Origin of the sequence: Brevibacillus centrosporus (assembly GCF_046622605.1) — a bacterium.
GTDB classification, from domain to species: Bacteria; Bacillota; Bacilli; order Brevibacillales; family Brevibacillaceae; genus Brevibacillus; species Brevibacillus centrosporus.
Genome location: NZ_CP176856.1, coordinates 3,768,377 through 3,792,492, shown reverse-complemented (window position 1 = coordinate 3,792,492; position 24,116 = coordinate 3,768,377). Strand labels below are relative to the sequence as shown.

Genomic DNA, 24,116 nt, shown 5'->3' with positions numbered 1-24,116 from the left:
TGTGCAAGCTCAATCCATTGATGTTAGAGAACGCATGATCGTGGCGCTCGACTTTTCCACACTGGAAGAAATCAAACAGTGCCTGGTACCATTGGAAGATCGAATCCGTTATGTGAAGGTCGGTATGGAGCTTTCCTACGCGGAAGGACCTGCGATCGTCCACTATTTGAAAGAACGGGGACTGAAGGTCTTTCTTGACCTGAAGGTGCACGACATCCCGAATACAGCCAAAGGCGCAATGAAAAGCCTGGCTCGACTGGGTGCAGACATGGTGAACGTTCATGCTGCAGGCGGAGTGGCGATGATGGAGGCAGCACGGGAAGGATTGGAACAGGGGACGGCAGCAGGCTCTCCCCGTCCGATTCTGATCGGGGTCACCATGCTCACCTCGACTAGTGTGCAAACGATGAACGAACAGCTGGCCATCCCAGGCTCGGTAGAAGACGTAGTGGTACACTACGCGAAAATGACCAAGCAAGCAGGACTGGACGGAGTGGTGGCCTCTCCGCTCGAGGTACCGATGATTAAGAAAGCAGCAGGAGAGAGCTTTTTGACCGTAACGCCAGGTATTCGTCCTCTAGGATCGGATAAAGGGGATCAAACCCGCATTACAACACCTGAGCAGGCTTTCCAGCTAGGAAGCGATTATCTCGTGATCGGTCGCGCGATTACCGCGGCAAAGGATCCGGCTGCAACCTGGGAGAGCATTGTGGCTGCTGTTGAAGCAGACCGCAGGTAATATACGAATCTGGAGGGAATTACAATGATGACGATGACAACTGCCAAAGAAATTGCTGCGAGCTTGCTTGAGATTGGTGCCGTGCACCTGCGTCCTGAACAGCCATTTACATGGACGTCCGGGATCAAGTCTCCGATCTACTGCGACAACCGGATTACGATGTCCCACCCACAGGTGCGCCGTCAGATAGCTCGTACATTTGCTGAGACGATCCGCGCTCAGTTTCCGGAAGCGCAAGTCGTAGCAGGAACGGCAACAGCGGGCATTCCGCATGCGGCATGGGTAGCAGAGCTTCTGGACCTGCCGATGATCTACGTGCGTGACAAGGCAAAAGGCCATGGCCGCCAAAATCAAATCGAGGGTGCCCTCACAGCCGGACAGAAAGTAGTCGTTATCGAAGATTTGATCTCTACCGGAGGAAGCTCTCTGAAAGCAGCACAGGCTGTGCAGGCAGAAGGTGGAGAAGTGCTGGGGGTAGTAGCCATCTTCAGCTACCAGTTCCCGGATGCAGAAGCACTTTTCGCAGATGCGGGCATTCGATGCACAACCCTTTCCCAATATACAGCTTTGCTTGAGGCTGCATCAGAAAAAGGGGTCATCACGTCTGAGCAAGAGAAAATCCTGGGGGAATGGCGCAAATCTCCTCGGACATTCTTTGAATAAGAGTGGTTGAGCTTTGATTATAGGAGTAGAAGACGGCTTCCACACCGTTTTCTCTCCTATCTTTTGTGTAAATGTAAGAAAACCTTACACAAAGAGGATGAATGTAAGGCTTTTCAAATGGCGATGTTGTGCGGTTTTTGTCGATTAGAACAAATCATGAATATCAATATAGTCTATAGGGACAAAGGTATTCACCCAACATTCACATAAATCTTAGTAATGGAATAATTCAAATTTTCCTGTACACGATCAAGGGGGAATGCTTTCGTGCAACATTCGATTACGCCTCACGGAAAAGTGGAAGAGAGCAAATCTACACAGGTCAAAACGCTTGTCGGCTCCATTTTGGGGTACGCAGCTGACGGGTTGGACATGCTGCTTTTGTCCTTCGTACTCGTCTTCATCATCAAAGAATTTGGACTCTCTCCTGCAGAGGCAGGAAACTTGACGCTGGTGACTACGATTGGTACGTTGATTGGTTCGTATCTATTTGGCTTCTTGGCCGACATGTACGGGCGCATCAAAATCTTTACGCTGACGATCTTGCTCTACTCCGTTGGTACTGCTCTTATCTATTTTGCAAGCGACTATTCGCATTTGGCCATTCTACGTTTTATCGTCGGTCTTGGTGTAGGTGGGGAGTTCGGGATTGGGATGGCGGTAGTAACAGAAACCTGGTCGAAGAAAAAACGGGCAAAAGCTACTTCCGGTGTTGCACTCGGCTGGCAGCTGGGCGTTCTCGGTGCCTCTGTACTCGCTGCACTCGTCGTTCCTGTCATGGGCTGGAGAACGGTATTCCTGTTTGGTCTGCTTCCGGCGCTTTTGGCAGCCTATGTACGTTTTGGCCTGAAAGAGCCTGAGATCTGGAAAAGCAAAAATGCGTACAAAAAGCATTTGCTAGAAAAGGAAAAGCAGGGAACGCTGACAGAGGAAGAGCGCGCTTCCCTCAAAAGCATGACAGGCTTTCCTTTGGGCAAGCTGTTCGCAAACAAAAAGCTGACTATTGCCACGATCGGTTTGACCATCATGTCCTTTATTCAAAACTTCGGCTACTACGGTATTTTCTCCTGGATGCCGACAGTTCTCTCGGAAAAATACGGCTATAGCCTGGCAAAGGCAAGCGGCTGGATGCTGATCTCGACCGTCGGCATGCTTATCGGGATCATGGTATTCGGGATTTTGGCTGACAAGATCGGTCGTAAAAAGACCTTCGCTATTTACTACGTCGGCGGTACGATCGCGTGTATTCTCTATTTCTTCGTCTTTACGGATCAAAACGTGCTGCTCTGGGGCAGCGCAATGCTCGGATTTTTCGTAAACGGCATGATGGGCGGCTTCGGCGCAGTACTGGCCGAGAACTATCCATCGGAGGCACGCTCTACTGCGGAAAACTTTATTTTTGGTACAGGGCGCGGACTTGCCGGTTTTGGACCTGCGATCATCGGGATGCTGAGTGTAGGCGGCAACATTATGGGTGCGATGTCCCTGGTCTTCCTCGTCTATCCGATTGGCCTTCTGGTCATGCTGACGATGGTACCGGAGACAAAGGATGTAGAACTGGATTAATAAAGAGGGGAAAAGGCTGCGAATGCGTTCGTGGCCTTTTTCATTTTTGCGCGCCCAGCAAGCCGTTAATTGCTAGTCGGTGAAAGTCCGACCGAGGTAAGAGCCAAGTCGCCTCGTAGCTGACAGGCAACTGGTGGAGAGATCCTAAGGTTGAAGCCCTGTGACAAAGTAACTCCGACAGGAGTGCGAGCAAATCAGCAGACCGTAACATAAAGTGAATCCTGCCGCTTCGTTAAAAGAGACCATCGGAAGATGGACAAGGGGGAGACGAGCCTTGGGATATTGGGCGAAGTCCATGGAAGGTGTGTAGCACTTGGAATGCAGCACCCAGGAACCTCCCGGAGTATGGGGAGCGGTATGTTGAGAAAGTAGCTAACGGAACTGGGGAGACCCTCCCCTGCACGCTCCGTTGGAGCGTAAAGCGGAATCCTATAACCGAAAGGGAAATGGAGGACGGCAGGAAGGGAGTCGGAGGGGTTCATAGTACCGATGAAGTAGAGACAACAAAACTCTATGGAGAGAAGGAGCCCTGCTTTGTTCAAGAGTTGAAAGGAGGTAAGAGTGAGTGAATGCAAGTAAACTTGCTAACTACACCGATGCAAAAGCTCGACAACTTTGGACAACTCTATATCTTTGTGCCAAGGAAAAGCCAAAACGGCGGTTTCATGCTCTGTACGACAAAGTATACAGACCAGACATTCTTGCAGAAGCTTGGCGTAGAGTACGAGCCAATAAAGGAAGTGGCGGAGTGGATGGTCAAACGATAGATAAGATTGTGCATGAGTATGGAGAGAGTAAATTCCTTAATGAAATTTATCTCGACCTAAAGAGAAATCAGTATCATCCAGCACCGGTACGGCGTACTTACATTCCGAAAGCGGATGGGAAACAAAGACCACTCGGAATCCCAACTATTCGAGACAGGGTTGTTCAGATGGCGACAAAGATGGTCATTGAGCCAGTCTTTGAAGCGGACTTTAAAGATTGCTCATACGGATTTCGCCCAAAACGTAACGCTCATCAAGCGATTGCACAAATCAGGAAAGCAAGTAAAAATGCTTACTGGGTGGTTGATGCAGACATCAAAGGGTACTTTGACAACATCAATCAGGAGAAGCTGATGAAGTTAGTTGAGCAGAGGATTTCTGACCGTAGGGTACTAAAGCTGATTCGGAACTGGCTACAAGCAGGCGTGATGGAAGATGTACAGTTTCATGACACCGAATTGGGTACTCCGCAAGGAGGAGTCATTTCCCCACTGTTAGCCAACATCTATCTCAACTACATGGATACGGTATGGGGAAAGCAATTTGCCCATTTGGGAAAACTGATTCGATATGCCGATGACTTCGTCATCATGTGCAAAACGAAAAAGGATGCCATGGAAAGTATTCAGGTCATTAAAGCTATTATGGACAAATTGGATCTTGCACTTAGTAAGGACAAGTCTCGACTGGTCAACATCTGGGATAATACTTCGGGCTTTGATTTCCTTGGTCTACATCACCGGAAATTTCCGGTCCTTAACAAGGGCGGATCGAAGGTGTTTGTCATGTCCCATATTCCGAGTAAGAAAGCTATGAAGGAAATGCGCCGGAAAATAAAAGTGTATACCGAACCTCGCAGCAAGTTGTATTGGTCGTTAACGGAGTTAGTACAGGGGCTAAATCGAAAACTTCAAGGCTTCAAGAACTACTACTCGCTATCGCCAATAGCTGCAAGATGGTTAAATCGGATTGACTGGTATGTTATTGAAAGGCTTACCCTTTTCGTTAACAAGAAAAGGAATGTGCGAAAGAAACACTCGTGGGAAGGAAAAGTCATTAAAGATACTCAAGGAATACTTGTGAAACTTGCCGGATAAGCAGTGCCGAATGCCAAAGAAAGAAGAACATCGGAAAGCCGTATGAGGGAAAACCTCACGTACGGTTTGATGAGGGGGAGCTGAAACAAGTAAGGCGACCTCAAGGTCGCCCGAAAGTTTCAGTTTTCTACTCTACAAGTGGGCAGTCTGTTCGCGAACCTGTACAATGACTGGTAACACCTGCGAAAAAGGAAGGTGAGGATCATGCCCATTACGATGAGGCAGCTAATGCGCGTAGGAGGACTCCGTGATTGTCGAGTGGTGGCAGGCCATAGGGGACTGGATCGGCTGGTGAAATACGTGACCATCATGGAGGTTCCGGATATCGCCAAATGGCTGAAAGGCGATGAACTGATCCTCTCCAGCCTCTATGCGATCAAGGATGATGCAGAGGCGCAAAAAGAGCTGATTCGCCAGCTGCATGAACAAGGCACGGTCGCATTGGCGATCAAACCGCACCGTTTTGTCGACGAGATTCCCCAGTCCTTGCTGGAGGAAGCCAATACGTATGATTTTCCTGTCATCGAAATTCCGGAGAAGATCAGCTACCTGGAGATTTTGCCTCCAGTGAGTCACGCTATTTTTGATCGGAAAGTCGTTTTGCAGGAGGATCTCGAGCAAGCGAGCAAAGTGCTGAATGAGATTTCTCTGAATGAACAAGGGATGGAATCGTTGATTGAAACGCTCGGCATGCTCACGAAAAATACGATTACAGTCGAAAGCATGCTTTCCTATATGCAGGTGCCGCCGCTGCCGTTTGCATGTGAGCCGCTTAGCTCTGAGCAAATCCGCGAGCTTGCGATCATCAAACGTCCTGTTCATTTGACGCGAACCTGCGAGCGGGGAGAGATGGAGTGCATCGTGGCGCCGATTTTACTGGATGGCCATGTGTATGGCAACATTACCTGCTGGGCGTTTGAGAGGGATCATCTGGAAATGGACCTCGCGATTCTCGAAAAAGCCTCTACACTGCTTGCCCTGGAGTTTTTGCGCTTGAAAGTGCGCTTTGACACCGAGCAGCAATACAAGAATGAGTTTTTGCGGGATGTATTTGTCAACGAGCATCTGATTTTGGAGGATGTGCGGGAAAGAGGACTCCCTTATGGATTTACACTGGACGAGCCGTATATCTGTATGGTGATCCGAGCTGAAGGAGAGGAAAAAAGGGAAAATCCATTTGACTTGGCGGATCGGACAGAGAGGCTGCTTCGGGTCTCGACGCAGCGAGTGATTACCGGATTCTTCCGGCAGATGGTTGTTTGCCTGTGCCCGGTAGAAAATGGCATTGCCAGTGAGGAACTCAAGCAGCGAGCAGAGAAGCTGGCGGAACAGCTGAAGAAGCAGACCGCCTCAAAGGGAAGCTTTCGCGTCGGGATTGGCAGAGATCATGGAGCGGGAATTAGCGGGCTTAGAGAAAGCTTTCGAGAAGCCCAGCAGTCGATTTTGTTGGGCAGTGCCATGAACAACAGGGGGACCGTCATTCATTACAATGACCTTGGCATTTACCGTTTGCTGGCACAATTTCAGGACCGGGCTGAAATGCACAGTTTTTTCGAAGAGACGGCGGGCAAGCTGTTCGAGCATGATCGAAACAGTGATCTGCAGCTGGTAAAAACGCTTCGGCTGTACTTTTTGCACGATGAAAAGCTGACAGAAACAGCGGCTGCTCTGTTCCTGCATGTGAATACCTTGAAGTATCGTTTGCGGCGAATCGAAAAATTGACGGGCTATAGTCTGCAGCAGTCGGAAGGGAAGCTGATGCTGCATATTGGCTTGAAGCTGGCTGACTTGATGGGAGACGATTATCGTTATCGATAATGCACCGTCTCTTTTTTTTGTCTGTTCGGACAAAGGTTTTTCGATCATGATCCAAGAATCCTCATACTACACCTTTAGTGATAGTAGGAAATGTGGGGGTTGCGATGAATCTGGAGCGATTGGAACAGACGTGGCGCGAATTGAATCAAATTGGCTATTCGGACAAAGGCGTTATGAGGCTCGCCTATACGCCGCAGGAGCGACAGGCCGTTCGTCGGTTAGCGATGATGTGTGAAGCGCGTGGGATGAGTGTTCGTATGGACGCCAGCGGCAATCTGATTGCGAGAAGAGAGGGGCAGGAGCCCCATTTGCCTGCGGTTGCGAGCGGTTCCCACCTGGATGCTGTTTTCGAGGGAGGCTCCTACGACGGGATCATCGGCGTGGTTGCTGCATTCGAAGCGATCTGCTCCTTGGATGATCAGGGGATTGTGACTAGGCATCCTATCGAGATCATTTGCTTTGCCTGCGAGGAGTCTTCTCGGTTTGGCGTCTCTACAGTAGGGAGTAAAGCGATGATCGGCGAGCTGGACATAGATGGCGTATCAGGTCTGTTAGATCATGATGGAAAGACGTTTCGCGATGCGTTGTCTGAATGTTCGTTGAATGGATGGCCGCTGACTGAAGCTGCAAGGGCTGCCGAGGATCTGAAGGTATTTCTGGAGATGCACATCGAGCAGGGGCCTGTTTTGGAAAAAGCGGAAATTCAGGTAGGGATTGTTCATGGCATAGCAGCTCCGACCAGGCTGCAGGTCCGTATTCAGGGGAAAGCCTCCCATACAGGGACGACGCCGATGGATCAGCGTCAGGATGCCTTTTTGGCTGCGGCAGAAATCGGGCTCATCCTCGAAGCGGCTGCCCTCGCTGAGAAAGAGCACGGTACAGTTGGGACGGTTGGTGTGTGTGTCGTCAAACCGGGAGCCATGAATGTCGTGCCAGATACGGCGGAGCTGAAGATCGATATCCGCGGCACCCATGTGCATTCCAAAAAGACGGTCCTAAACAAGCTGTACGCTGGATTCCGCCATGTAGAGGAGAAGCGCGGCGTGAAAGTCGAGTGGACGATGCTCAGCGACGAGCAACCCGTTCTCCTGAGCGAAGAAGTGACACAGTCGCTGGAAGAGAGCTGCCGGGATTTGGGAATATCGTATTTGAAAATGGCAAGTGGCGCTGGCCACGACGCGATGAACATGGCGAGACGCTGGCCGACTGGGCTGATTTTCGTCCCATCCAGAGACGGTGTGAGCCACCATCGGGAGGAGTATACCTCTTGGGAGCAGATCGGCGTCGGTGCCCGTCTATTGGAGCAAGAAATCAAAAAGTGGGCCGTTGTTTTGGATGCGAACGGTCAACCGCAGCGAGAAGAGCGAGAGAAAACCCAGCCTGAGCAGATGGGGGAGAGTGCATGAAGCCGATTCAGATGAAAATATGCTCCAATCAGCAGGTGAGCCAGCGGTATTGGCACATGAAGGTGGATGCCAGCGAGCTGACTGAACCCGTAATGCCTGGTCAGTTTTTCCAGCTGCGCTGCGGTCATGATCTGAATCCGTTTTTGCGCCGTCCGTTCAGCATCTATCGGATCAACCGGGAAGAGAAAACGCTGGAATTTTTATATCTGGTCAAAGGGGCTGGCACGCAAAGGCTCACGCTGATGCAGGCAGGAGACTCGGTGGATGTATTTGGTCCGCTGGGCACGCCTTTTGTACTGGAAGATGATTGGAAAACGATTTTGCTGCTGGCTCGCGGAGTAGGGATCGCAACGCTTGCTGCACTTGCTCAGGATGCGGCAGAAAAAGGGGTTCAGGCGGTTGCGATACTCAGTGCACGCTCGCGAAATGATCTGCTGGCCGCAGAGACATTGCAAGGCTTTGGAGCCAAAGTGCTTTTCGTAACAGACGAGGAGCAGACGAGCGGGGTGGACTCGGTTCGGGCACAGATCGAGAGTCTATTGGCCGAGCATCCGATCCAAGCAGCGTTCACTTGCGGCTCCAAGCGGCTGTCGCGATTGCTGCAGGAGATCACAGCCCAGCACGGTATTCCCGGGCAGATCGCGCTGGAGGAGCACATGGGCTGTGCGATGGGAGTCTGCTTTGCCTGCGTCTGTGATGTGCGTGATGGAGAGTATTTGAAAACGGTTCGGGTATGCAAGGAAGGCCCGGTGTTCCCGTTGGAGAAGGTGGTGCTGGGATGACGACGGAGCTGAAATTGTCTGTGAACATCGGTAGTCTTACGCTCACAAACCCCATCATGCCTGCTTCCGGAGCTTTCGGGGAAGACATGGAAGGAATCATCGACTTTAACCAGCTTGGTGCCGTAGTGCCGAAAAGCATTACGAAGCATCCGCGAAAGGGCAATGCGACTCCGCGCGTATGCGAGACGCCTGCCGGAATGATCAACTCCATCGGTATTCAGAGCAAGGGCATCGATTACTACATGGAAAATGTCATTCCGTACTATGGTCGCTATCAAACTCCTCTGATTTCGAGCATTTCGGCAGACTCGATCGACGAATTCGCGGAAATGGCTTCGATCATCGCCGGGACAAAGGAAGTGGCGGCGCTAGAGCTGAACATTTCCTGCCCGAATCTGAAAGGAAATGGCGCAGCGTTCGGGATGGATGCCAAGCTGACCCGCGAGCTGATCAGCGAGGTGCGCAAGGTAACGGAAAAACCGCTCATCGCCAAACTGACACCGAATGTGACCAGTATCCAGGAAATCGCGCTGGCCGCCGAAGCAGGCGGGGCGGACGGCTTGAATGTGGCAAATACGCTGCTGGCGATGGCGATCGATGTCCACACACGCCGGCCACGAATCGGGAATGTTCTCGGAGGGTTGTCAGGTCCGGCCGTCAAGCCGATCATCGTTCGCATGATATATCAGGTCCATCAGGTCACAAATCTGCCGATCATCGGCTGCGGAGGCGTGATGAATGGTGAGGATGCACTCGAAATGATTCTGGCGGGAGCGAGCGCCGTGCAGGTGGGGACTGCGAGCTTTGTCCAACCGACAGCGATGCTCGATATTTTGGAGGAAATCAAGCAGTACATGGTGCAATACGGGATAACCGATATCAATTCGCTCGTCGGGCAGGTCGCGGCGGGCAAACACACCACGGAGGGATGCTAAATGGTTTGGGATCACGTGATTCGAAATGGACAAATTGTTACCCCGCATGAAAGCTACGAAGGGGATATTTACATTCAGGCTGGGAAAATTGCAGCCATTACGAAAGAGCAGCTGCCAGGAGAGATAAAAGAAGAGACAGATGCAAGTGGCTTTCACATTCTTCCAGGTTTAATCGACGTTCACGTTCATTCGCGCGACCCCGGAGCCACCTACAAGGAGGACTTCGCTCACTCCAGCATGGCAGCGGCAGCAGGCGGGATCACGACCATTTTCGAGATGCCGAATACCAATCCTCCGATCAACAACGTGGAAAATCTGCAAAAGCAGATTCAAAATTTGAAGCCAAAAGCACACGTTGACTACGGAATCTGGGCGATCTGCCTGGGCAATCTCAATCTGGAGGATTTGCACCCCCTGCACGATGCGGGCGTGATCGGATTCAAGTTTTTCTGGGGGTATGCCGTACATAGCCAGACGTTCCAGCTGATGTACAACTACAAGGACGGCGAAGAAAACGTCATTCCGCCATTTAAGGACGGGGAAGTGCTCGACATGTTCCGTCAGGTGGCGAAAACGGGTCAAGTGTTTGCCATCCATGCGGAAAGCAATGACTTGATCCAGCATTTGACCAAAAAAGTCGAAGAGAGTGGCCGCCGCGATTATGAAGCCTTGCTGGAAGGACGCCCGAATCTGGCGGAGATCGTGACCGTTCAGACAGGGATTGCGTTTGCGAAAGAAACAGGAGCCCGTCTGCACATCCTGCACGTGAGCACGGGTGAAGCGGTGGACCTGATTTCGCAAGCACAGGCTGAAGGCTATCCCATTACGGCAGAGACTTGCCCGCACTACCTGTTCCTGAGCAACGAAGACTTCGAGACAGTTGGACCGGCCATGAAGGTGTATCCGCCGGTGAAATACAAGAAGGACCAAGAGCGTCTGTGGAAGGGGATTGCAGATGGTGTCGTAACCATCGTCTGCTCAGATCACGCGCCTCATACAGAGCAAGAGAAAGACGGCGATCTGTGGTCGATTCCAGCTGGGATGTGCGGCGTAGAGACATTGGCACCGCTCATGCTGAATGCGGTCTCGCAAAATCGACTGACATTGCAGCAGGTCGCAGCTGTCCTTTCGGAAAATCCGGCGAAGCAATTCGGGATCTTCCCGCAAAAAGGCTCTCTGCAGGTTGGGACGGATGCCGATTTGACGATCGTAGACATGAAGCGTCCATTCGTTATTAAACGCGAAGAGCTGCACAGCAAGAGCAAGGTAACTGCCTATGATGGCTGGAGGGGAGTAGGCAGTCCAGTTGCGACGATTGTCCGCGGGCAAACCGTGATGAAGGATGGAGAAATCGTGAGCGGTCCGAATGGGGAATGGATTCGCCCTGTCAAAAAGGCGTAAAGAAAAGGGCATGCTGATAGAGAACATCCATGATCAGGGAGGCGTGACATGTCAACAGAAGTAACTCGTTTAATTCAATCTCACCGCTCCATCCGCAAGTATCAGGATCAGCCCATCCCGGAGGAGCTCCTGCAAGACATTTTGAGCTGCGCACAGTGGGCGCCGTCCTCGCATAATGTGCAAGCCTATAGCGTAATCGTCGTACGGTCGAGCGATACAAAACAAAAGCTGTCTGCGTTCTGTGGAAATCAGCGCTGGGTAGTTGAGTGTCCTGTGTTCCTGGTTTTTTGTGCTGATTACTACAGGCTGCAAAAAGCTTGCGAGATGCATGGGGAAACGCTGGCAGCAGATGAAGTGGAGAGCCTGCTCGTTGGTGCTGTCGATACGGCGTTGGCTGCAGAAAACGTGTTGCTGGCAGCGCGGTCGCATGGCCTGGGAGGCGTCATGATCGGTGGTATCCGCAACAACCCGCGGGAAGTGGCAGACGTTCTTGGCCTTCCAGCTTTGACGGTGCCGATCATGGGCATGTGCCTGGGTTATCCTGCCCAGGACGTTCAGCAAAAGCCTCGGCTGCCACAGCGAGCGGTCATCCACGAGGAGCGGTATCAGGAAGAGCTGATCGCAGGCGCATTGGAGGAGTACGAGCAAACCTCCTCGGAGTACTACAGCCAGCGCAGCAACGGTACACGTACAGATGGCTGGACAAAACAGATGGCAGACTATGTCAACAAGCCGCGTCGGGCGCACGTGACGCAATTTATCAAAGAACAAGGAATGCGACTGACCTAAGAGAGAGACGCATCAGGAGAAGAGATGCAGGAGGGGGCGCGAATGGGAAGCAGCATGACGTTCGTCGCGACCGGAGACAGCTTTATTACGCGACGTCTACCGGATCGATCGTCGGAGTCGTTTCGTTCGATCGCAAATCTGATCGGGGAAGCAGAATTTCGTTTCACGAATCTGGAAGTGACCACCCATCGTTTGGAGGGGTTTCCCTTTGCTTTTAGCGGCGGGACCTGGGCGATGGCGCAGCCGGAAGTGCTGGCGGATTTGCAGGCTTATGGCTTCAACATCATGGCATGGGCGAATAATCATACGATGGACTACGCTTACGGCGGGCTGGAAGCAACTCGGAAGTATCTGGACGAATACGGGATCAGCCATGCAGGAGTCGGCTTGAATCTCGCGGAGGCGAGCCAGCCAGTTTATCTGGATTGCCCTTCTGGCCGCGTGGCATTAGTAGCGGCTACATCCACTTTCCACGAATCATGGATTGCCGGGGAGCAGCGGCCAGACATGCCAGGACGTCCTGGCGTAAATCCTTTGCGCTATGAGACGACCTACACCTTGCCGCAGGAGGATTTCGCTCATCTTGACCGGATCAGCCGTTTGATTCCGATCAATGCGTCCTACAATCTGGATGTCAAGGAAGGCTTTGCGGTCCCAAGCAATGGTACCTCGATTCGCTTCGGCGCGCATCGCTTTGTCGCAGGGGAAGCGGCAGCATGCACGACTGTGCCGGTCGATGCCGACAAGCAACGCATGCTGCGATCCATTTCAGAAGCAAAGCGTCAAGCAGACTACGTCATCGTGAGTATCCATTCCCACGAGATGGAAGGCGAGAACAAGGCAGCTTCGGCAGCTTTTTTCGAGTCGATGGCACGAGCTTGCATCGATGGCGGAGCAGATGCTGTCCTTGGACACGGTCCGCACATCTTGCGTGGAATTGAAATCTATCGCAATCGTCCCATCTTTTACAGCTTGGGCAATTTCATTTTTCAAAACGAAACGGTGCATCGATTGCCGGCTGATTTTTATGAGAAGTACAGCTTGGGCCATGAAGCGACGGTAGCAGACGCATTTGATACTCGTACCGACCACAACAAGAAAGGTTTGGGGGTCAATCCATACGTGTGGGAATCCGTTATTCCTTACTGGCGAATGGAAGACGGTCGCTTGAAAGAGCTGCTGCTCTATCCCATTGAGTTGGGATATGGGACTTTGCGCTATCAGAGAGGATGGCCAACGCTTTCCAAGCAGAAAAAGATCCTGGAGCATCTTCAGGAGTTGAGCGAGCCATATGGTACGAAAATCGAGTGGGAGAATGGCGTAGGAAAAGTCTTGATCGACTGATTGGAACGCCTGCAATCGCGAGGTTTTTCGCAATGAGGAAGCGACGTAGGTCGCTTCTTTTTTTTTCGGAAATCCCTGTGAAAAGGACGTAATCAATTGGCGAAGTTGGGAATAGTAAGGGGGGTTTACCACTACATATGACCTTTGAAGGAAGGTGTCTGTTGCATGATTAAGGGAAAGAGCATTTTTGCGTCAAAGGAACAAAAAACGGATTTAAGAAAGGGATTCATCCGGAAGGTGAGTGCAGGACTCCTCGTACTCACGCTCACATTGTCCTTGCCAAGTGGCAGCTTAGCGGTAGGGAAAGGAGCGCATGGACCAGACATCTTCGTTCTGCAAGGTATGCTGAAGTCACTGGGTAGCTACGCTGGAACCATAAACGGTTACTACGACGATGTAACTGTTCGTGGCGTGAAGCATTATCAGAAAAAACACGGAATCCCTGTTACAGGGTCTGTAGATGAGAGAACCTTTCAATCGATTGTGTACTCCTATGAGCATGTAAAAGCCCCAAGAGTACGCGGGAAAGGCGGCGCAGCAGGCCAAGGAGGCGGAGCAGGTCAAGGCGGTGGCTTTGGCGGCGGAGCAGGCCAAGGAGGCGGAGCGGGCCAAGGCGGTGGCTTTGGCGGTGGAGCCGGTAAAGGAGGCGGAGCGGGTCAAGGCGGTGGCTTTGGCGGCGGAGCAGGCCAAGGAGGCGGAGCGGGCCAAGGAGGCGGAGCGGGCCAAGGCGGTGGCTTTGGCGGTGGAGCAGGCCAAGGAGGCGGAGCAGGTCAAGGCCGCGGTATGGGTGAAGGCCAAGGCACTGGCGAAGGAAAAGGCCGCGGTATGGGTGAAGGCCAAGGCACAGGCGAAGGAAAAGGTCGCGGTATGGGTGAAGGCCAAGGCACAGGCGAAGGAAAAGGCCGCGGTATGGGTGAAGGCCAAGGCACGGGCGAAGGAAAAGGCCGCGGTATGGGTGAAGGCCAAGGCACGGGCGAAGGAAAAGGCCGCGGTATGGGTGAAGGCCAAGGCACGGGCGAAGGAAAAGGCCGCGGAACGGGTGAAGGCGAAGGAAATGGCAGCAAAAATGGTGGAAACGGCGGTACTAGTCCGGGTAACAACGGAAATAATGGAAACAACGGTGGAAATGGAAAGGATAAGGGAGGAAATAACGGCAACAACGGCAACAACGGAGCAGACAAAGGGAAATACAATGGAGATTCCGGCGAAGACGACGGCAACGGAAACGACTAAACAGCCTTCATGGCAAAACGCTTCTTCTTAAAATGAGAAGAAGCGTTTTCCTGTGTTGTTAGGGAGTGGTCGTCAAATCGAGATCCCAACGTTCCTCGATCATTTGCCTACCGCTCCACTCGTCGTTTGGTTTTTCTTCCGTTCGTACAAATTGATATTTCGTGTAAAGGGATCGAGCAGCGGCCAGCGAGGATACGGTCCATAAGTACACATGCTTGTAATTTTGCTCCACGCAGAAGCGAAGGGCCGTTTCCATGAGCTTTTTCCCCAAACCAATGCCTTGAAAGGGTTCATCTAAAATGAACCAGCGCAGCTGGGCGACTGTGTCCTCAGCCTTCGTAATGGCGATTGAGCCAGCGATCTGACCATTCACTTCCGCAATCCAGAGCTGTCCTTTCTCCGAATCGTAAAGGAATTCGGTCAGGCCTTTCATGACGTAATACTCAAATATTTTTCCGAACTGATAGTTTTGGCTGTAGTATCTTCCGTGCAAATAGGCGACGTAGCCAACATCTCCATGCTGAAAAGGACGAATGGTTACGGTCACAGGCGACGCCTGTTCTTTCGTATAAATAGTGACTATCGTCTCCATGGAGGAGACGAGCTTTGTCAAATCCGTTTCTGGGATGTTCTGAATCATTTTGTCGACACCGCGATTGGCGCGATCCACCAGCTCCTCGAAAACGCCAGTTCCCTTTTCCGTGAGAAAGAGGGCATATTGCCGTTTGTCTTCGAGGGACTGCTTTTTGAGAATCAGCTGTTCCTCTTCGAAGCGCTGAAGGATTCGACTCATGTAGCCCCGGTCTACCCCCAGCTTTTCACGAATTTCTGTTGCTGTGCAGCCAGGACTATAGTGAATTTCGGTAATGACCCTTGCTTCCGTGAGCGGAAAAGACGGATTGTAAATTTCTTGATCAATTTTCCCGAGTACGTTCGCATAATAACGGTTGAACTTCCTTATTTTTTCGACATAGTGAATGGACTCCATATAGTCCCCTCCCTCAAGGTAGGAAAGATTTGCTACCAAAAGTATACGCCTGTTAGTTGACGTGGTCAACTATAAAATTGACTCAGTCAACTAACTTGCAAATTGACTCTATCGTCCAGGTACTGGCTCAAAGCTCACTATCTTTTCTTGTTTGAATTTCCATATTCTTCTTGCTCGTTGTTTGTTTTATAATGGAATGGTTGGGGTTGTACATATTGGAAAGGGGCAGAAGAAGTGATTGAGCAATGGCTGTACCCCTCCCTCAGGTATGGGGGAGTCAAGGAAACCAGATCCTATCGCATAAGCTCGTTTCTCTACGTAGGTTTCTTTGGTGGCTTGTTACCCGTTCTCGTTTTGGGCACAATGAACGGCCATTGGCTGCGTGTCTCAAAAAGAACGACTCTTGGAATGCTTCTGGTCGGTCTGATCCTTTTGGCGTCGACTTTTTTCTATACATGGATGACAGGATCTATGCTGGACGCGCTGCTTTTTTCGCGAGTGACCGCGGCGGGGCTTGGGCTTGGCTATCGCTGCGTTTTGAAAAAACGGTTTCGCCTTCATTCTGTCGTGCAGGGAGAGTACAGGCCTTTGACGAAGCAAGCCATCCTGCTGTCGATCGTCTCGCTCCCCCTGGAATTCCTGCTTCTGCGCACGGGGGAGGTCTATTTCTATGGCGATGTGGTCCGCTAAAGAGATCGTCCTATGGCAAGAAGCTGTTTACTATTACGAGCTCGGAAAGTACGAACAAGCGAAACGTAAATTTCTTGAGGTGCTATCTCACGAGCCAGCTGATGAGATCGCGTTGTATTACGCAGCCTCATGCGCCTTTTACCTGGAAGAGATTGAGGAAGCAGAGATGTACGCAAAGGCAGCGGTGAAATCCGGCACACAAAAAGAAATCTGCTTTGCTTTGCTCGGGGCAATCTGCATCGAGAAAAAGGCGTATGTAGAAGCCGAAGAGTGGCTGCTGGCAACGTTGCATGAGAATCCCCGAAATGCAGGAGTTATGGCGCAATACGCTTACTTGATGCTTCAGACCGGTTACGAAGAAAAAGCGAAACACCTCCTTGCGCATGCCCAATATCTGGGGCATGATGATGAGACAGTCCTGCATTATCAATACTTTTTTCAGCGGGCATACGAACAGCCGATGGAGCAGGAAGAAACGATTCGCAGTTACGTCAGAGTAGCGGGCAATCGGGTAGACAAGCTGGTGAAGCTCGGACTTCTGGCATTGGATAAGGAGGCGTATCGGGAAGCGCGGGCCTATTTTACCCAAGCCTATCGAATGAACCCGTTGGATGAGCATTTGGTTCAAGTATTAGAGAGGCTGGATAAGCTCATTCATCCCATGAATTGGCCAGAGCGCATCCTGCTAAAAACGGGAGGACCGTCTGTCTGGTGGATCATGCTGATTCTTTGCCTATATATCCTGGCAAAGCTGCATTGGTACTCCAGTCTCATGGCCGTCGGGATATTTGCCATACTAGTATGCGGCTACTTTTGGTTCTCACCTTTTCTGTACAAATGGACATGCAAAATGGCACGCAGAGGATGAAACAAATGAAGATAGACATTTTGAAAAATATGATCGGCAACGAACCGAAGAATGCGTCAGCGTGGTTCTTGCTGGGATTGGAATATACAGAGCAGGGGGAGAGGGGAGAGGCACTGCTCGCCTTTACACAGGCGTTGGCTTACGGGGACGAGGGTCTAAAGGATCAGATCGTGATCGAGCTAAACAAGCTGAGTACACAAATGCCAAAGCGCAGCTCGGGAAAAGCCAATGACGGTGGAGCAAGTACACAGGCGCCTGTAAAATCCAACGTCACCATGCGAGTCATTGAGGGGGGAAAAAATAAAAAGGGAGAGAGTCAAGTCACCGTGCTCGACAAAGCGGTTCGCTTCATGGATGTAGGAGGGCTGCACGATGTGAAGGAAGCCATCCGAATGAAAATGGTTCAGCCTTTTCTGACACCAGAATTATACGACCGGTACGGGATTCGTGCAGGTGGCGGAGTCCTGCTATACGGCCCCCCTGGTTGTGGGAAGACTTTTTTGGGAAAAGCAACCGCAGGTGAATGTCAGGCAAAGCTGTTTCACGTACAAGTGGCAGATATCTTGCATACGCACGTGGGTGCGAGCGAACAGAACATCCGAGCCCTGTTTGATTCAGCACGGCAGCAGAAGCCAGCGGTGCTCTTTTTGGACGAGATGGATGCCATCGGGTACCATCGTGGGAAAGCATCGTCACCATGGATGAGAGGGATCATCGATCAGCTCTTGTCTGAGATGGATAGAGCGAGCATGCGTGCAGATCGGCTCTTGGTGATGGGGGCAACCAACATGCCATGGGATGTAGATCCTGCGTTTCATCGTCCGGGCCGCTTTGAGAAAATGGTGTTCGTCGGACCGCCTGACAGAGCAGCGCGGGAGACGATCTTCCAGCTTAAGCTGGATGGCAGACCGGTAGAGCCTCTGGATTATGCCCAGCTGGCGGCATGGACTGAGCTGTACTCTGGAGCAGATATCGAGTATGTCGTGGAGCTCGCAACGGAGCAAGTGCTGCATGACATCCTGGCAAAAGGAACCGAGCGTCCCATCCGTATGAGCGATCTGCGGGAGTCCATAGCCGCCACTCGTCCTACGACAATCGAATGGCTGCGCACGGCGAAAAACTATGTAAAATACGCCAATGACGAAGGGCTCTACGATGGAGTCGAGCATTTTTTGGCGGAGCAAAAAAGAATATAGCAATGGTAAAAACCGTTCAGGAGGAAATTTTCCCGAACGGTTTTTGTATATGAACTTTACGTCTTAGAGCATGTGCAAAAGAGGGGAGGTCTTCTCGATGACGTCCCAGGACATCCCGCGTGCTTTCAGTTTGGTCAAAAAGGGGATGGGATCAATCAGCTCAGGCGGAATGCAGCCTGTAGTTGTCAACTGTCCTTCCGCTATCATATCTACGGCCACGACAGGGGGGATACCGGTCTGCCAGATCGTCGCTTGGAACTCCGTTTTGTAAAAGACCTCATCGTGATTGGCGATCGTGTAGACGTAAATATCTTTTCGCTTGTTATCCTTCTTTCCTTTGACAAGAGCTCCGACACTGGAGTAACCGTGTATTTTGCCAGCGAGATCAACTGGCTTGGGCATCGAAGTCACGACGACATCTCGCGGGGCCACCCTCACGCCTTTGACTTCAATCTCCTCGTCACTATCTAGACCCAAGTAACGCAGCACTTGCAAGGTATTCACAAAGTCAGGATGCAGGGCGTACTTGAAATCAACATACTTGCAGCCCTTGGCGCGGCCGATGGTCTCACCGAGTGTGGTCGCCTCTTCATGCTCCACATGGTAGCAGTCAAGCCAGCCGATGGGTTCTGGAAATTCAAATTCTTCCTTGTTGGCAAATAGGGTCGGCAAATACTGCTCGCCCTTTGCCGCTGTCCAGTAGTTCGGTTTGGCCAAACATTCCTGGATGGCTGTTTGCGGACTAAAATAGGAGCAAAAGCCGTCATAGTCCACCACAGAATTATCTCCATCACGAATGAGAATCGCGTCCACTTCATCCAGTTGATCCACGGCATACCGAGCAGCGATATTGGAAAAGCCTGGATCGCAGCCCAATCCCATGACGCCGAGAATACCTGCAGCACGAAACTGGTCATTCCACGCCAGTTGCTTCCGCAGCCACTGCGGTCCAGAGGAAGCGGTGTCGATATAATGCGTTCGTGTGTTTAAGCAGGCTTTCATGACATCAAAGTTGTTTTCTGGCAAACCGATATGAAGCAAGACATCAATGCCGTTCAAAATGGCTTGCACGCTGGAAATATCGCGGGCATCCACACGTTTCACTTCAATTTCTATGTCTGTCTCCCGGCGAAGCTCAACGGCCAGTTCCTCTGCAGGCCCGATGGAGATATCTGCAAGGACCAGCTTTTTCACATGAGAAGATTTAATGAGTTCACAGGCACTTACTTGTCCTACACCGCCGACACCCAAGATTGCGACTCGCATAGAGTCCTCCTTCTAATTTGGATTGCACGATCTTCGCATTCGAAAGAGCCATTTTTGCAAAAATAAATCAATGGTCGCAAGGTAAACCTGTACTTCTGCCACACTGTCGATCGGCTCCCGGGGACGCAGCCTCAATCGCATGTCCAAACTCCTCCTTATAGTCAAATGCAAATGGCTCGATTCGAGTGGCAAAAAGGCTCCACTCGTACATGTATATGAGACCTCCCGGAAGTCCCATGCGCCGCGTTGGTGAAAAGGTCTGCTTTTTTGGAGGGGGTATGGAGGAAGTAACTATGTAACAAAAAGGTAACTATCTGAATGAAAAGTACGTACTTCCCACTTGTGCTGATATGTTACATAATGACGCTATCCCCACTGATGATACGTTGTTGAAAAACAACTTAAATAATAGAAACGTACGCTTGAGAAAGGAGAGGGATAATCATGATTCATGCGGATTCGATATTTCGGCGCGTGTGTGAGGAATGCTTGTCGATCACGACCGAAAAGAATTGTCCAGTATGTGGTCACGGTCAAACGAGAGAGATCGTGATCAATGTCCAATCTGGAAAACGAATCAGAAAATGAGGAGGGAAAGAGATGGGACGTATTCAAAACAGAACATTTAACTGCGAAAAAGAGCTGACCCTGACAGTCATTGGGGGAAAATGGAAAATGTTGATCATGTGGTATTTAGGCAAGGAAGGGACTAAACGTTTTGGCGAGCTGAGAACGCTCATCCCAGACATTACGCAAAAAATGCTGGTGAATCAACTAAGAGAGCTGGAAGAGGATCAAATCGTTCGGCGTGTCGTTTATCCGGTCGTTCCACCAAAAGTCGAGTATTCGTTGACGGCGCAAGGTCAAAGCCTGATGCCTATTCTGGATTCGATGTATCAGTGGGGGAGAAACTACATGGATACCGTCTTGAATCAAGAAGAAGACAGGACCTTAATCGTGAAATAGTCACCTTTTTCACACTAAGTTTGATCAAAGTTAGTACTTGATTACGCACATGGTTTACTCTAATAATAACGATGTAAACATGAATAACCACCTCAGAAAAAATACAGGAAGGGGGCGGGATCGCACATGGAATCGATGACTTTTGTGTTGTTTGGTGCTACAGGAGATTTGGCAAAGCGTAAAATTTACCCTGCCTTGTACAATTTATATCTCGACAAAAAGATGCCTTCCACTTTTTCCATTATAGGAGTAGGCAGAAGAGACTGGTCAGACGAAGAGTTTCAAGCAAGTATCGAGAAGTCGGTACGTACATTTTCTCGCCGTTCCCAGATAGATGCACAGCAAATGGACGAGTTTGTCGCAGCGTTTCGCTATTGTGCAGTCGATGTGACGGATCCGCAAGCCTTTTTTCCTCTGCTGGAAACTGTGAAACAACGTGAAGCAGCCTTGCAAATACCGGAAAACCGGATGTTTTACTTGTCTGTGGCACCCGAATTTTTCGACGTGATTACCTCGAATATAAAGACAAGCGGACTCGGTACGACGAAGGGCTGGAAGCGACTGATTATCGAAAAACCATTTGGGAATGATCTGAAATCTGCCCAACAATTAAATGAAAAACTCAGTACCGCATTTGAGGAAGAAGAAATTTACCGGATCGATCACTATTTGGGCAAGCCGATGGTGCAAAATCTGGAGGCATTGGAATTTGCCAATCCGGTTTTCCAGGCTCTTTGGAACAACCAATATATCGCCAATGTGCAGATCACGGCCGGCGAAACCGTAGGGGTAGAAGAGCGGGCAGGATATTACGACCATGTAGGAGCCATTCGAGATATGGTGCAAAACCATATGCTGCAAATGTTGATGATGACTGCCATGCATCTGCCAAAACGAATCACGGCTAATGATATTCGAGCACAGAAGCGCCAAGTGATGGAAGCCGTACGACCTTTACAAAAGGAAGAAATAAGCCAGCAAGTGGTCCGTGGCCAGTACGGGGCGGGAGAAATTTTGGACAAGCACGTAGTTGGTTACCGGGCCGAGCCAGGGGTTCAACCTTACTCGATGACGGATACATTTGTAGCGGCTCGTGTCTGGATTGATGATCCGTTCTGGAAGGGCGTCCCGTTCTATATTCGTACAGGCAAGCGGATGAAGGAAAAATCGACGAGAATCGTTATTGAATTCAAAAATCCGTTGGAACAGCTATACCAACATCAACAGGAGAAACCGGCACCGAATTTGCTAATTATCAGCGTGAATCCAGATGAGGGTATCGCCCTGCAAGTGAATAGTAAGAATCCATCCAATAGCGGAAAGATTGAGCCTGTCACCGTTGACTTTTCGGCGGGAACGAAAGATGTACCCGAAGCGTATGAACTGTTGCTGTTCGATGCATTGAGAGGAGATTCCACGTACTTTGCTCACTGGAAAGAGGTAGAGCTATCATGGATGTGGGTCGAGCCGATTCTAGAGGCTTTCCGGGAAAATCTCGTTCCTTTGCATACGTATCGGGCAGGTTCGTACGGTCCTGATGCTTCGGAGGAATTATTGCTAGCAGACGGTTTTCAATGGTGGCTGGATAAAGCGCCGGAGCGTGAACCGATCCCGAGTCATTCATAAAGACACGAGAAGGAACAGACAGGAGGGAACGAGAATGAAAGTCGGTCTTATCGGTTTAGGAAAAATGGGCTTGAACTTGGGACAAAATTTACTCGACCATCAGCATGAGGTAGTAGCTTTTGATGTCAATGCCCAAGCAGTAGAAGCGATGAAAGGGTACGGGGCGAAAGGTGTCTCTGACTTGCAGGAATTAGTCTCTTCTTTGGAGACTCCACGCGTGCTCTGGATCATGGTGCCGCACGCCATCGTTGATTCCGTGCTTGAGGAATTGACTCCGTTGTTGCAGGCAGGTGATATCGTTGTCGAAGCAGGAAATTCACACTACAAAGAGTCCATCCGTCGTTACCATCAAATGAAGGAAGCAGGCGTACATTATATGGATGCGGGGACGTCTGGTGGCATGGAGGGGGCTCGACACGGTGCCTGCTACATGGTTGGAGGAGACCCGGAAGCATGGTTAGTCGTCGAGCCTGTTTTTCGCGACACAGCGGTAGCAAATGGTTTTTTGTACGCTGGAAAAGCCGGCAGTGGTCATTTTCTGAAGATGGTGCACAATGGCATCGAGTACGGGATGATGGCTGCGATTGGTGAGGGTTTTGAGGTCTTGGAAAAAAGCGACTTTTCATTTGACTTTGAACAAGTGGCACGGGTATGGAACAATGGCTCCGTCATTCGTTCGTGGCTCATGGAGCTGACAGAACGAGCCTTTTCCAAAGACGCCAATCTGGATGAGCTAAAAGGGGTTATGCACTCGTCTGGCGAAGGGAAATGGACGGTCGAAACGGCTTTGGACCTACAAGCAGCCACTCCGGTTATTGCGATGTCTCTCCTGATGCGCTATCGCTCGATGGAGACTGATACGTTTACAGGAAAGGTAGTAGCGGCACTCCGAAATGAGTTTGGAGGACATGCCGTGGAAAAGGCAGAAAAAAACTAGAGGAGAGCGATCCGCGATGCGATTTGGCGTAATTGGAACGAACTGGATCACTGAAGAGTTCATTCGTTCAGGTAAAGAAGTAGAAGGTTTCTCTCTGACAGCTGTTTATTCACGTACAGAAGAACGCGCCAGATCTTTCGCGCAGACGCATGATGCTCCCTATGTTTTTACGGACGTCGAGACGATGGCAAAAAGCAAGGTGCTTGATGCCGTGTATATCGCCAGTCCAAATTCTTTTCATGCCAAGCAAGCCATCCTATGCATGGAGAATGGGCTGCACGTACTATGTGAAAAGCCTGTAGCGTCCAATGCTGCAGAGGCAAAAGCCATGATGCTGGCAGCGAAACAAAACGGTGTACTGCTTATGGAAGCCGTGAAATCTACGTTGGCACCTAATTTCCAGGCGATTCAGGAGAACATTCACAAGCTAGGGATCATTCGGCGGTATTTTGCAGGGAACTGCCAATATTCTTCTCGCTATGATGCGTATAAAGAAGGAACGGTCCTCAATGCGTTTGACCCTGCTTTTTCAAACGGCGCCATGATGGATATCGGCATCTATTGTTTGTACCCGATGGTGGTCTTGTTCGGAAAACCTTCCTCGGTCAAGGCGGAGGCGATCATGCTCGATTCAGGAGTCGACGGAGAAGGAAGTATCCTGATGAAGTACGAGGACAAAGAAGCGGTAGTGATCTACTCGAAAATTACGGACTCGTATTTGCCAGCAGAAATTCAGGGCGAGAACGCTACGATGGTCATCGATAAAATCAATCATTTGAAAAAGATAGAAATACGGTACCGGGATGGACGGGTAGAAGATGTCACGAGGCCCCAGACTCCAAAGCTGATGCATTACGAAATACGGGAATTTATGGAGCTGGTGCAGCAGGGAGCGCTGGAATCAGCCACGAACACCCATGCGAATTCGCTGATCACGATGGAGATTATGGATGAGGCGAGAAAGCAGTTAGGACTCGTATATCCAGCGGATCGATCAGATGCCGACTTGTAACGACTGTACTGCACACAGACAACGAGA

At 50.6% G+C, this 24,116-nt stretch carries 23 protein-coding genes; 20 read left to right on the top strand and 3 right to left on the bottom strand.

Going from position 1 to position 24,116, the window contains the following annotated elements:
* Window position 1 precedes the first annotated feature (1 nt).
* The 12 genes from pyrF to ACLIN2_RS19090 all read left to right on the top strand — a co-directional run bounded on the left by pyrF (window position 2) and on the right by ACLIN2_RS19090 (window position 14,540).
* Complete coding sequence (pyrF, locus tag ACLIN2_RS19145; RefSeq protein WP_400586661.1) at window positions 2–739, top strand: orotidine-5'-phosphate decarboxylase; 738 nt, start codon at window positions 2–4, stop codon at window positions 737–739.
* 24 nt (window positions 740–763) lie between these two features.
* Window positions 764–1,402 carry an orotate phosphoribosyltransferase gene (pyrE, locus tag ACLIN2_RS19140; RefSeq protein WP_301169258.1) on the top strand — a complete coding sequence of 213 codons (639 nt, stop codon included), beginning with the start codon at window positions 764–766 and terminating at the stop codon, window positions 1,400–1,402.
* Window positions 1,403–1,669: 267 nt separating this feature from the next.
* On the top strand, window positions 1,670–2,968 hold the full coding sequence (locus ACLIN2_RS19135) for an MFS transporter (RefSeq protein ID WP_411501844.1): 1,299 nt from the start codon (window positions 1,670–1,672) through the stop codon (window positions 2,966–2,968).
* Between the two features lie 565 nt (window positions 2,969–3,533).
* Window positions 3,534–4,832: a group II intron reverse transcriptase/maturase gene (gene ltrA, locus ACLIN2_RS19130; RefSeq protein WP_411501843.1), complete on the top strand. Its 1,299-nt coding sequence runs from the start codon at window positions 3,534–3,536 to the stop codon at window positions 4,830–4,832.
* A 204-nt stretch (window positions 4,833–5,036) separates the two neighbouring features.
* Complete coding sequence (locus tag ACLIN2_RS19125; protein WP_122921773.1) at window positions 5,037–6,650, top strand: PucR family transcriptional regulator; 1,614 nt, start codon at window positions 5,037–5,039, stop codon at window positions 6,648–6,650.
* A 104-nt stretch (window positions 6,651–6,754) separates the two neighbouring features.
* Entirely contained in the window at window positions 6,755–8,056 is a 1,302-nt protein-coding gene (locus tag ACLIN2_RS19120) for a M20 family metallo-hydrolase (protein WP_301169256.1), read from the top strand.
* Window positions 8,053–8,838: a dihydroorotate dehydrogenase electron transfer subunit gene (locus tag ACLIN2_RS19115; RefSeq protein WP_411501842.1), complete on the top strand. Its 786-nt coding sequence runs from the start codon at window positions 8,053–8,055 to the stop codon at window positions 8,836–8,838. The genes ACLIN2_RS19120 and ACLIN2_RS19115 overlap by 4 nt, the downstream gene beginning before the upstream one ends.
* The gene (locus tag ACLIN2_RS19110; RefSeq protein WP_411501841.1) at window positions 8,835–9,773 is read left to right on the top strand and encodes a dihydroorotate dehydrogenase; all 939 of its coding nucleotides are present in this window, start codon (window positions 8,835–8,837) and stop codon (window positions 9,771–9,773) included. Before ACLIN2_RS19115 ends, ACLIN2_RS19110 begins: the two co-directional genes overlap by 4 nt.
* Window positions 9,774–11,174: an allantoinase AllB gene (gene allB / locus ACLIN2_RS19105; protein ID WP_411501840.1), complete on the top strand. Its 1,401-nt coding sequence runs from the start codon at window positions 9,774–9,776 to the stop codon at window positions 11,172–11,174.
* Between the two features lie 48 nt (window positions 11,175–11,222).
* Window positions 11,223–11,963 carry an oxygen-insensitive NADPH nitroreductase gene (gene nfsA, locus ACLIN2_RS19100; RefSeq protein WP_122959539.1) on the top strand — a complete coding sequence of 247 codons (741 nt, stop codon included), beginning with the start codon at window positions 11,223–11,225 and terminating at the stop codon, window positions 11,961–11,963.
* 42 nt (window positions 11,964–12,005) lie between these two features.
* Complete coding sequence (locus ACLIN2_RS19095; RefSeq protein WP_092267824.1) at window positions 12,006–13,307, top strand: CapA family protein; 1,302 nt, start codon at window positions 12,006–12,008, stop codon at window positions 13,305–13,307.
* Window positions 13,308–13,472: 165 nt separating this feature from the next.
* Complete coding sequence (locus ACLIN2_RS19090) at window positions 13,473–14,540, top strand: peptidoglycan-binding domain-containing protein (RefSeq protein ID WP_411501839.1); 1,068 nt, start codon at window positions 13,473–13,475, stop codon at window positions 14,538–14,540.
* Window positions 14,541–14,598: 58 nt separating this feature from the next.
* Here ACLIN2_RS19090 and ACLIN2_RS19085 read toward each other — a convergent pair whose 3' ends face one another.
* Window positions 14,599–15,528 (bottom strand): bifunctional helix-turn-helix transcriptional regulator/GNAT family N-acetyltransferase, encoded by a 930-nt coding sequence (locus ACLIN2_RS19085; RefSeq protein WP_411501838.1) that lies wholly within the window; start codon window positions 15,526–15,528, stop codon window positions 14,599–14,601.
* A gap of 234 nt (window positions 15,529–15,762) precedes the next feature.
* Here ACLIN2_RS19085 and ACLIN2_RS19080 point away from each other — a divergent pair, with 234 nt between their 5' ends.
* From ACLIN2_RS19080 to ACLIN2_RS19070, 3 genes are read left to right on the top strand one after another with little or no spacing between them, the layout of a single operon-like run.
* Window positions 15,763–16,218, top strand: a complete 456-nt coding sequence (locus tag ACLIN2_RS19080) for a hypothetical protein (RefSeq protein ID WP_411501837.1) — start codon at window positions 15,763–15,765, stop codon at window positions 16,216–16,218.
* On the top strand, window positions 16,199–17,086 hold the full coding sequence (locus tag ACLIN2_RS19075; RefSeq protein WP_411501836.1) for a tetratricopeptide repeat protein: 888 nt from the start codon (window positions 16,199–16,201) through the stop codon (window positions 17,084–17,086). Before ACLIN2_RS19080 ends, ACLIN2_RS19075 begins: the two co-directional genes overlap by 20 nt.
* A gap of 5 nt (window positions 17,087–17,091) precedes the next feature.
* Window positions 17,092–18,282, top strand: coding sequence for an ATP-binding protein (locus tag ACLIN2_RS19070; RefSeq protein ID WP_092267830.1), 1,191 nt, complete (start codon window positions 17,092–17,094; stop codon window positions 18,280–18,282).
* A 63-nt stretch (window positions 18,283–18,345) separates the two neighbouring features.
* On the opposite strand, the gene ACLIN2_RS19065 is transcribed toward ACLIN2_RS19070, so the two are convergent.
* Entirely contained in the window at window positions 18,346–19,548 is a 1,203-nt protein-coding gene (locus ACLIN2_RS19065; RefSeq protein WP_092267831.1) for a saccharopine dehydrogenase family protein, read from the bottom strand.
* A gap of 12 nt (window positions 19,549–19,560) precedes the next feature.
* Window positions 19,561–19,689 carry a hypothetical protein gene (locus tag ACLIN2_RS19060; RefSeq protein ID WP_400586620.1) on the bottom strand — a complete coding sequence of 43 codons (129 nt, stop codon included), beginning with the start codon at window positions 19,687–19,689 and terminating at the stop codon, window positions 19,561–19,563.
* A gap of 303 nt (window positions 19,690–19,992) precedes the next feature.
* Here ACLIN2_RS19060 and ACLIN2_RS19055 point away from each other — a divergent pair, with 303 nt between their 5' ends.
* The 5 genes from ACLIN2_RS19055 (at window position 19,993) to ACLIN2_RS19035 (ending at window position 24,089) form a co-directional block, all read left to right on the top strand.
* Window positions 19,993–20,136, top strand: a complete 144-nt coding sequence (locus ACLIN2_RS19055; protein ID WP_411501835.1) for a hypothetical protein — start codon at window positions 19,993–19,995, stop codon at window positions 20,134–20,136.
* A gap of 12 nt (window positions 20,137–20,148) precedes the next feature.
* A complete protein-coding gene (locus tag ACLIN2_RS19050; RefSeq protein ID WP_092267832.1) occupies window positions 20,149–20,514 on the top strand; it encodes a winged helix-turn-helix transcriptional regulator in 366 nt (121 codons plus the stop codon).
* Window positions 20,515–20,640: 126 nt separating this feature from the next.
* Entirely contained in the window at window positions 20,641–22,140 is a 1,500-nt protein-coding gene (gene zwf / locus ACLIN2_RS19045; RefSeq protein WP_411501834.1) for a glucose-6-phosphate dehydrogenase, read from the top strand.
* A gap of 34 nt (window positions 22,141–22,174) precedes the next feature.
* On the top strand, window positions 22,175–23,077 hold the full coding sequence (gnd, locus tag ACLIN2_RS19040) for a phosphogluconate dehydrogenase (NAD(+)-dependent, decarboxylating) (RefSeq protein WP_411501833.1): 903 nt from the start codon (window positions 22,175–22,177) through the stop codon (window positions 23,075–23,077).
* A gap of 16 nt (window positions 23,078–23,093) precedes the next feature.
* Window positions 23,094–24,089 carry a Gfo/Idh/MocA family protein gene (locus ACLIN2_RS19035; RefSeq protein WP_122959534.1) on the top strand — a complete coding sequence of 332 codons (996 nt, stop codon included), beginning with the start codon at window positions 23,094–23,096 and terminating at the stop codon, window positions 24,087–24,089.
* The last annotated feature ends 27 nt before the right edge of the window (window positions 24,090–24,116 follow it).

Coding starts and splice junctions, on each gene's coding strand:
- pyrE (WP_301169258.1), top strand. CDS start 764: ATGATGACGATGACAACTGCCAAAGAAATTGCTGCGAGCTTGCTTGAG.
- ACLIN2_RS19125 (WP_122921773.1), top strand. CDS start 5,037: ATGCCCATTACGATGAGGCAGCTAATGCGCGTAGGAGGACTCCGTGAT.
- ACLIN2_RS19120 (WP_301169256.1), top strand. CDS start 6,755: ATGAATCTGGAGCGATTGGAACAGACGTGGCGCGAATTGAATCAAATT.
- ACLIN2_RS19115 (WP_411501842.1), top strand. CDS start 8,053: ATGAAGCCGATTCAGATGAAAATATGCTCCAATCAGCAGGTGAGCCAG.
- ACLIN2_RS19110 (WP_411501841.1), top strand. CDS start 8,835: ATGACGACGGAGCTGAAATTGTCTGTGAACATCGGTAGTCTTACGCTC.
- allB (WP_411501840.1), top strand. CDS start 9,774: ATGGTTTGGGATCACGTGATTCGAAATGGACAAATTGTTACCCCGCAT.
- nfsA (WP_122959539.1), top strand. CDS start 11,223: ATGTCAACAGAAGTAACTCGTTTAATTCAATCTCACCGCTCCATCCGC.
- ACLIN2_RS19095 (WP_092267824.1), top strand. CDS start 12,006: ATGGGAAGCAGCATGACGTTCGTCGCGACCGGAGACAGCTTTATTACG.
- ACLIN2_RS19090 (WP_411501839.1), top strand. CDS start 13,473: ATGATTAAGGGAAAGAGCATTTTTGCGTCAAAGGAACAAAAAACGGAT.
- ACLIN2_RS19085 (WP_411501838.1), bottom strand. CDS start 15,528: ATGGAGTCCATTCACTATGTCGAAAAAATAAGGAAGTTCAACCGTTAT.
- ACLIN2_RS19075 (WP_411501836.1), top strand. CDS start 16,199: ATGGCGATGTGGTCCGCTAAAGAGATCGTCCTATGGCAAGAAGCTGTT.
- ACLIN2_RS19070 (WP_092267830.1), top strand. CDS start 17,092: ATGAAGATAGACATTTTGAAAAATATGATCGGCAACGAACCGAAGAAT.
- ACLIN2_RS19065 (WP_092267831.1), bottom strand. CDS start 19,548: ATGCGAGTCGCAATCTTGGGTGTCGGCGGTGTAGGACAAGTAAGTGCC.
- ACLIN2_RS19060 (WP_400586620.1), bottom strand. CDS start 19,689: ATGCGATTGAGGCTGCGTCCCCGGGAGCCGATCGACAGTGTGGCAGAA.
- ACLIN2_RS19055 (WP_411501835.1), top strand. CDS start 19,993: ATGATTCATGCGGATTCGATATTTCGGCGCGTGTGTGAGGAATGCTTG.
- ACLIN2_RS19050 (WP_092267832.1), top strand. CDS start 20,149: ATGGGACGTATTCAAAACAGAACATTTAACTGCGAAAAAGAGCTGACC.
- zwf (WP_411501834.1), top strand. CDS start 20,641: ATGGAATCGATGACTTTTGTGTTGTTTGGTGCTACAGGAGATTTGGCA.
- gnd (WP_411501833.1), top strand. CDS start 22,175: ATGAAAGTCGGTCTTATCGGTTTAGGAAAAATGGGCTTGAACTTGGGA.
- ACLIN2_RS19035 (WP_122959534.1), top strand. CDS start 23,094: ATGCGATTTGGCGTAATTGGAACGAACTGGATCACTGAAGAGTTCATT.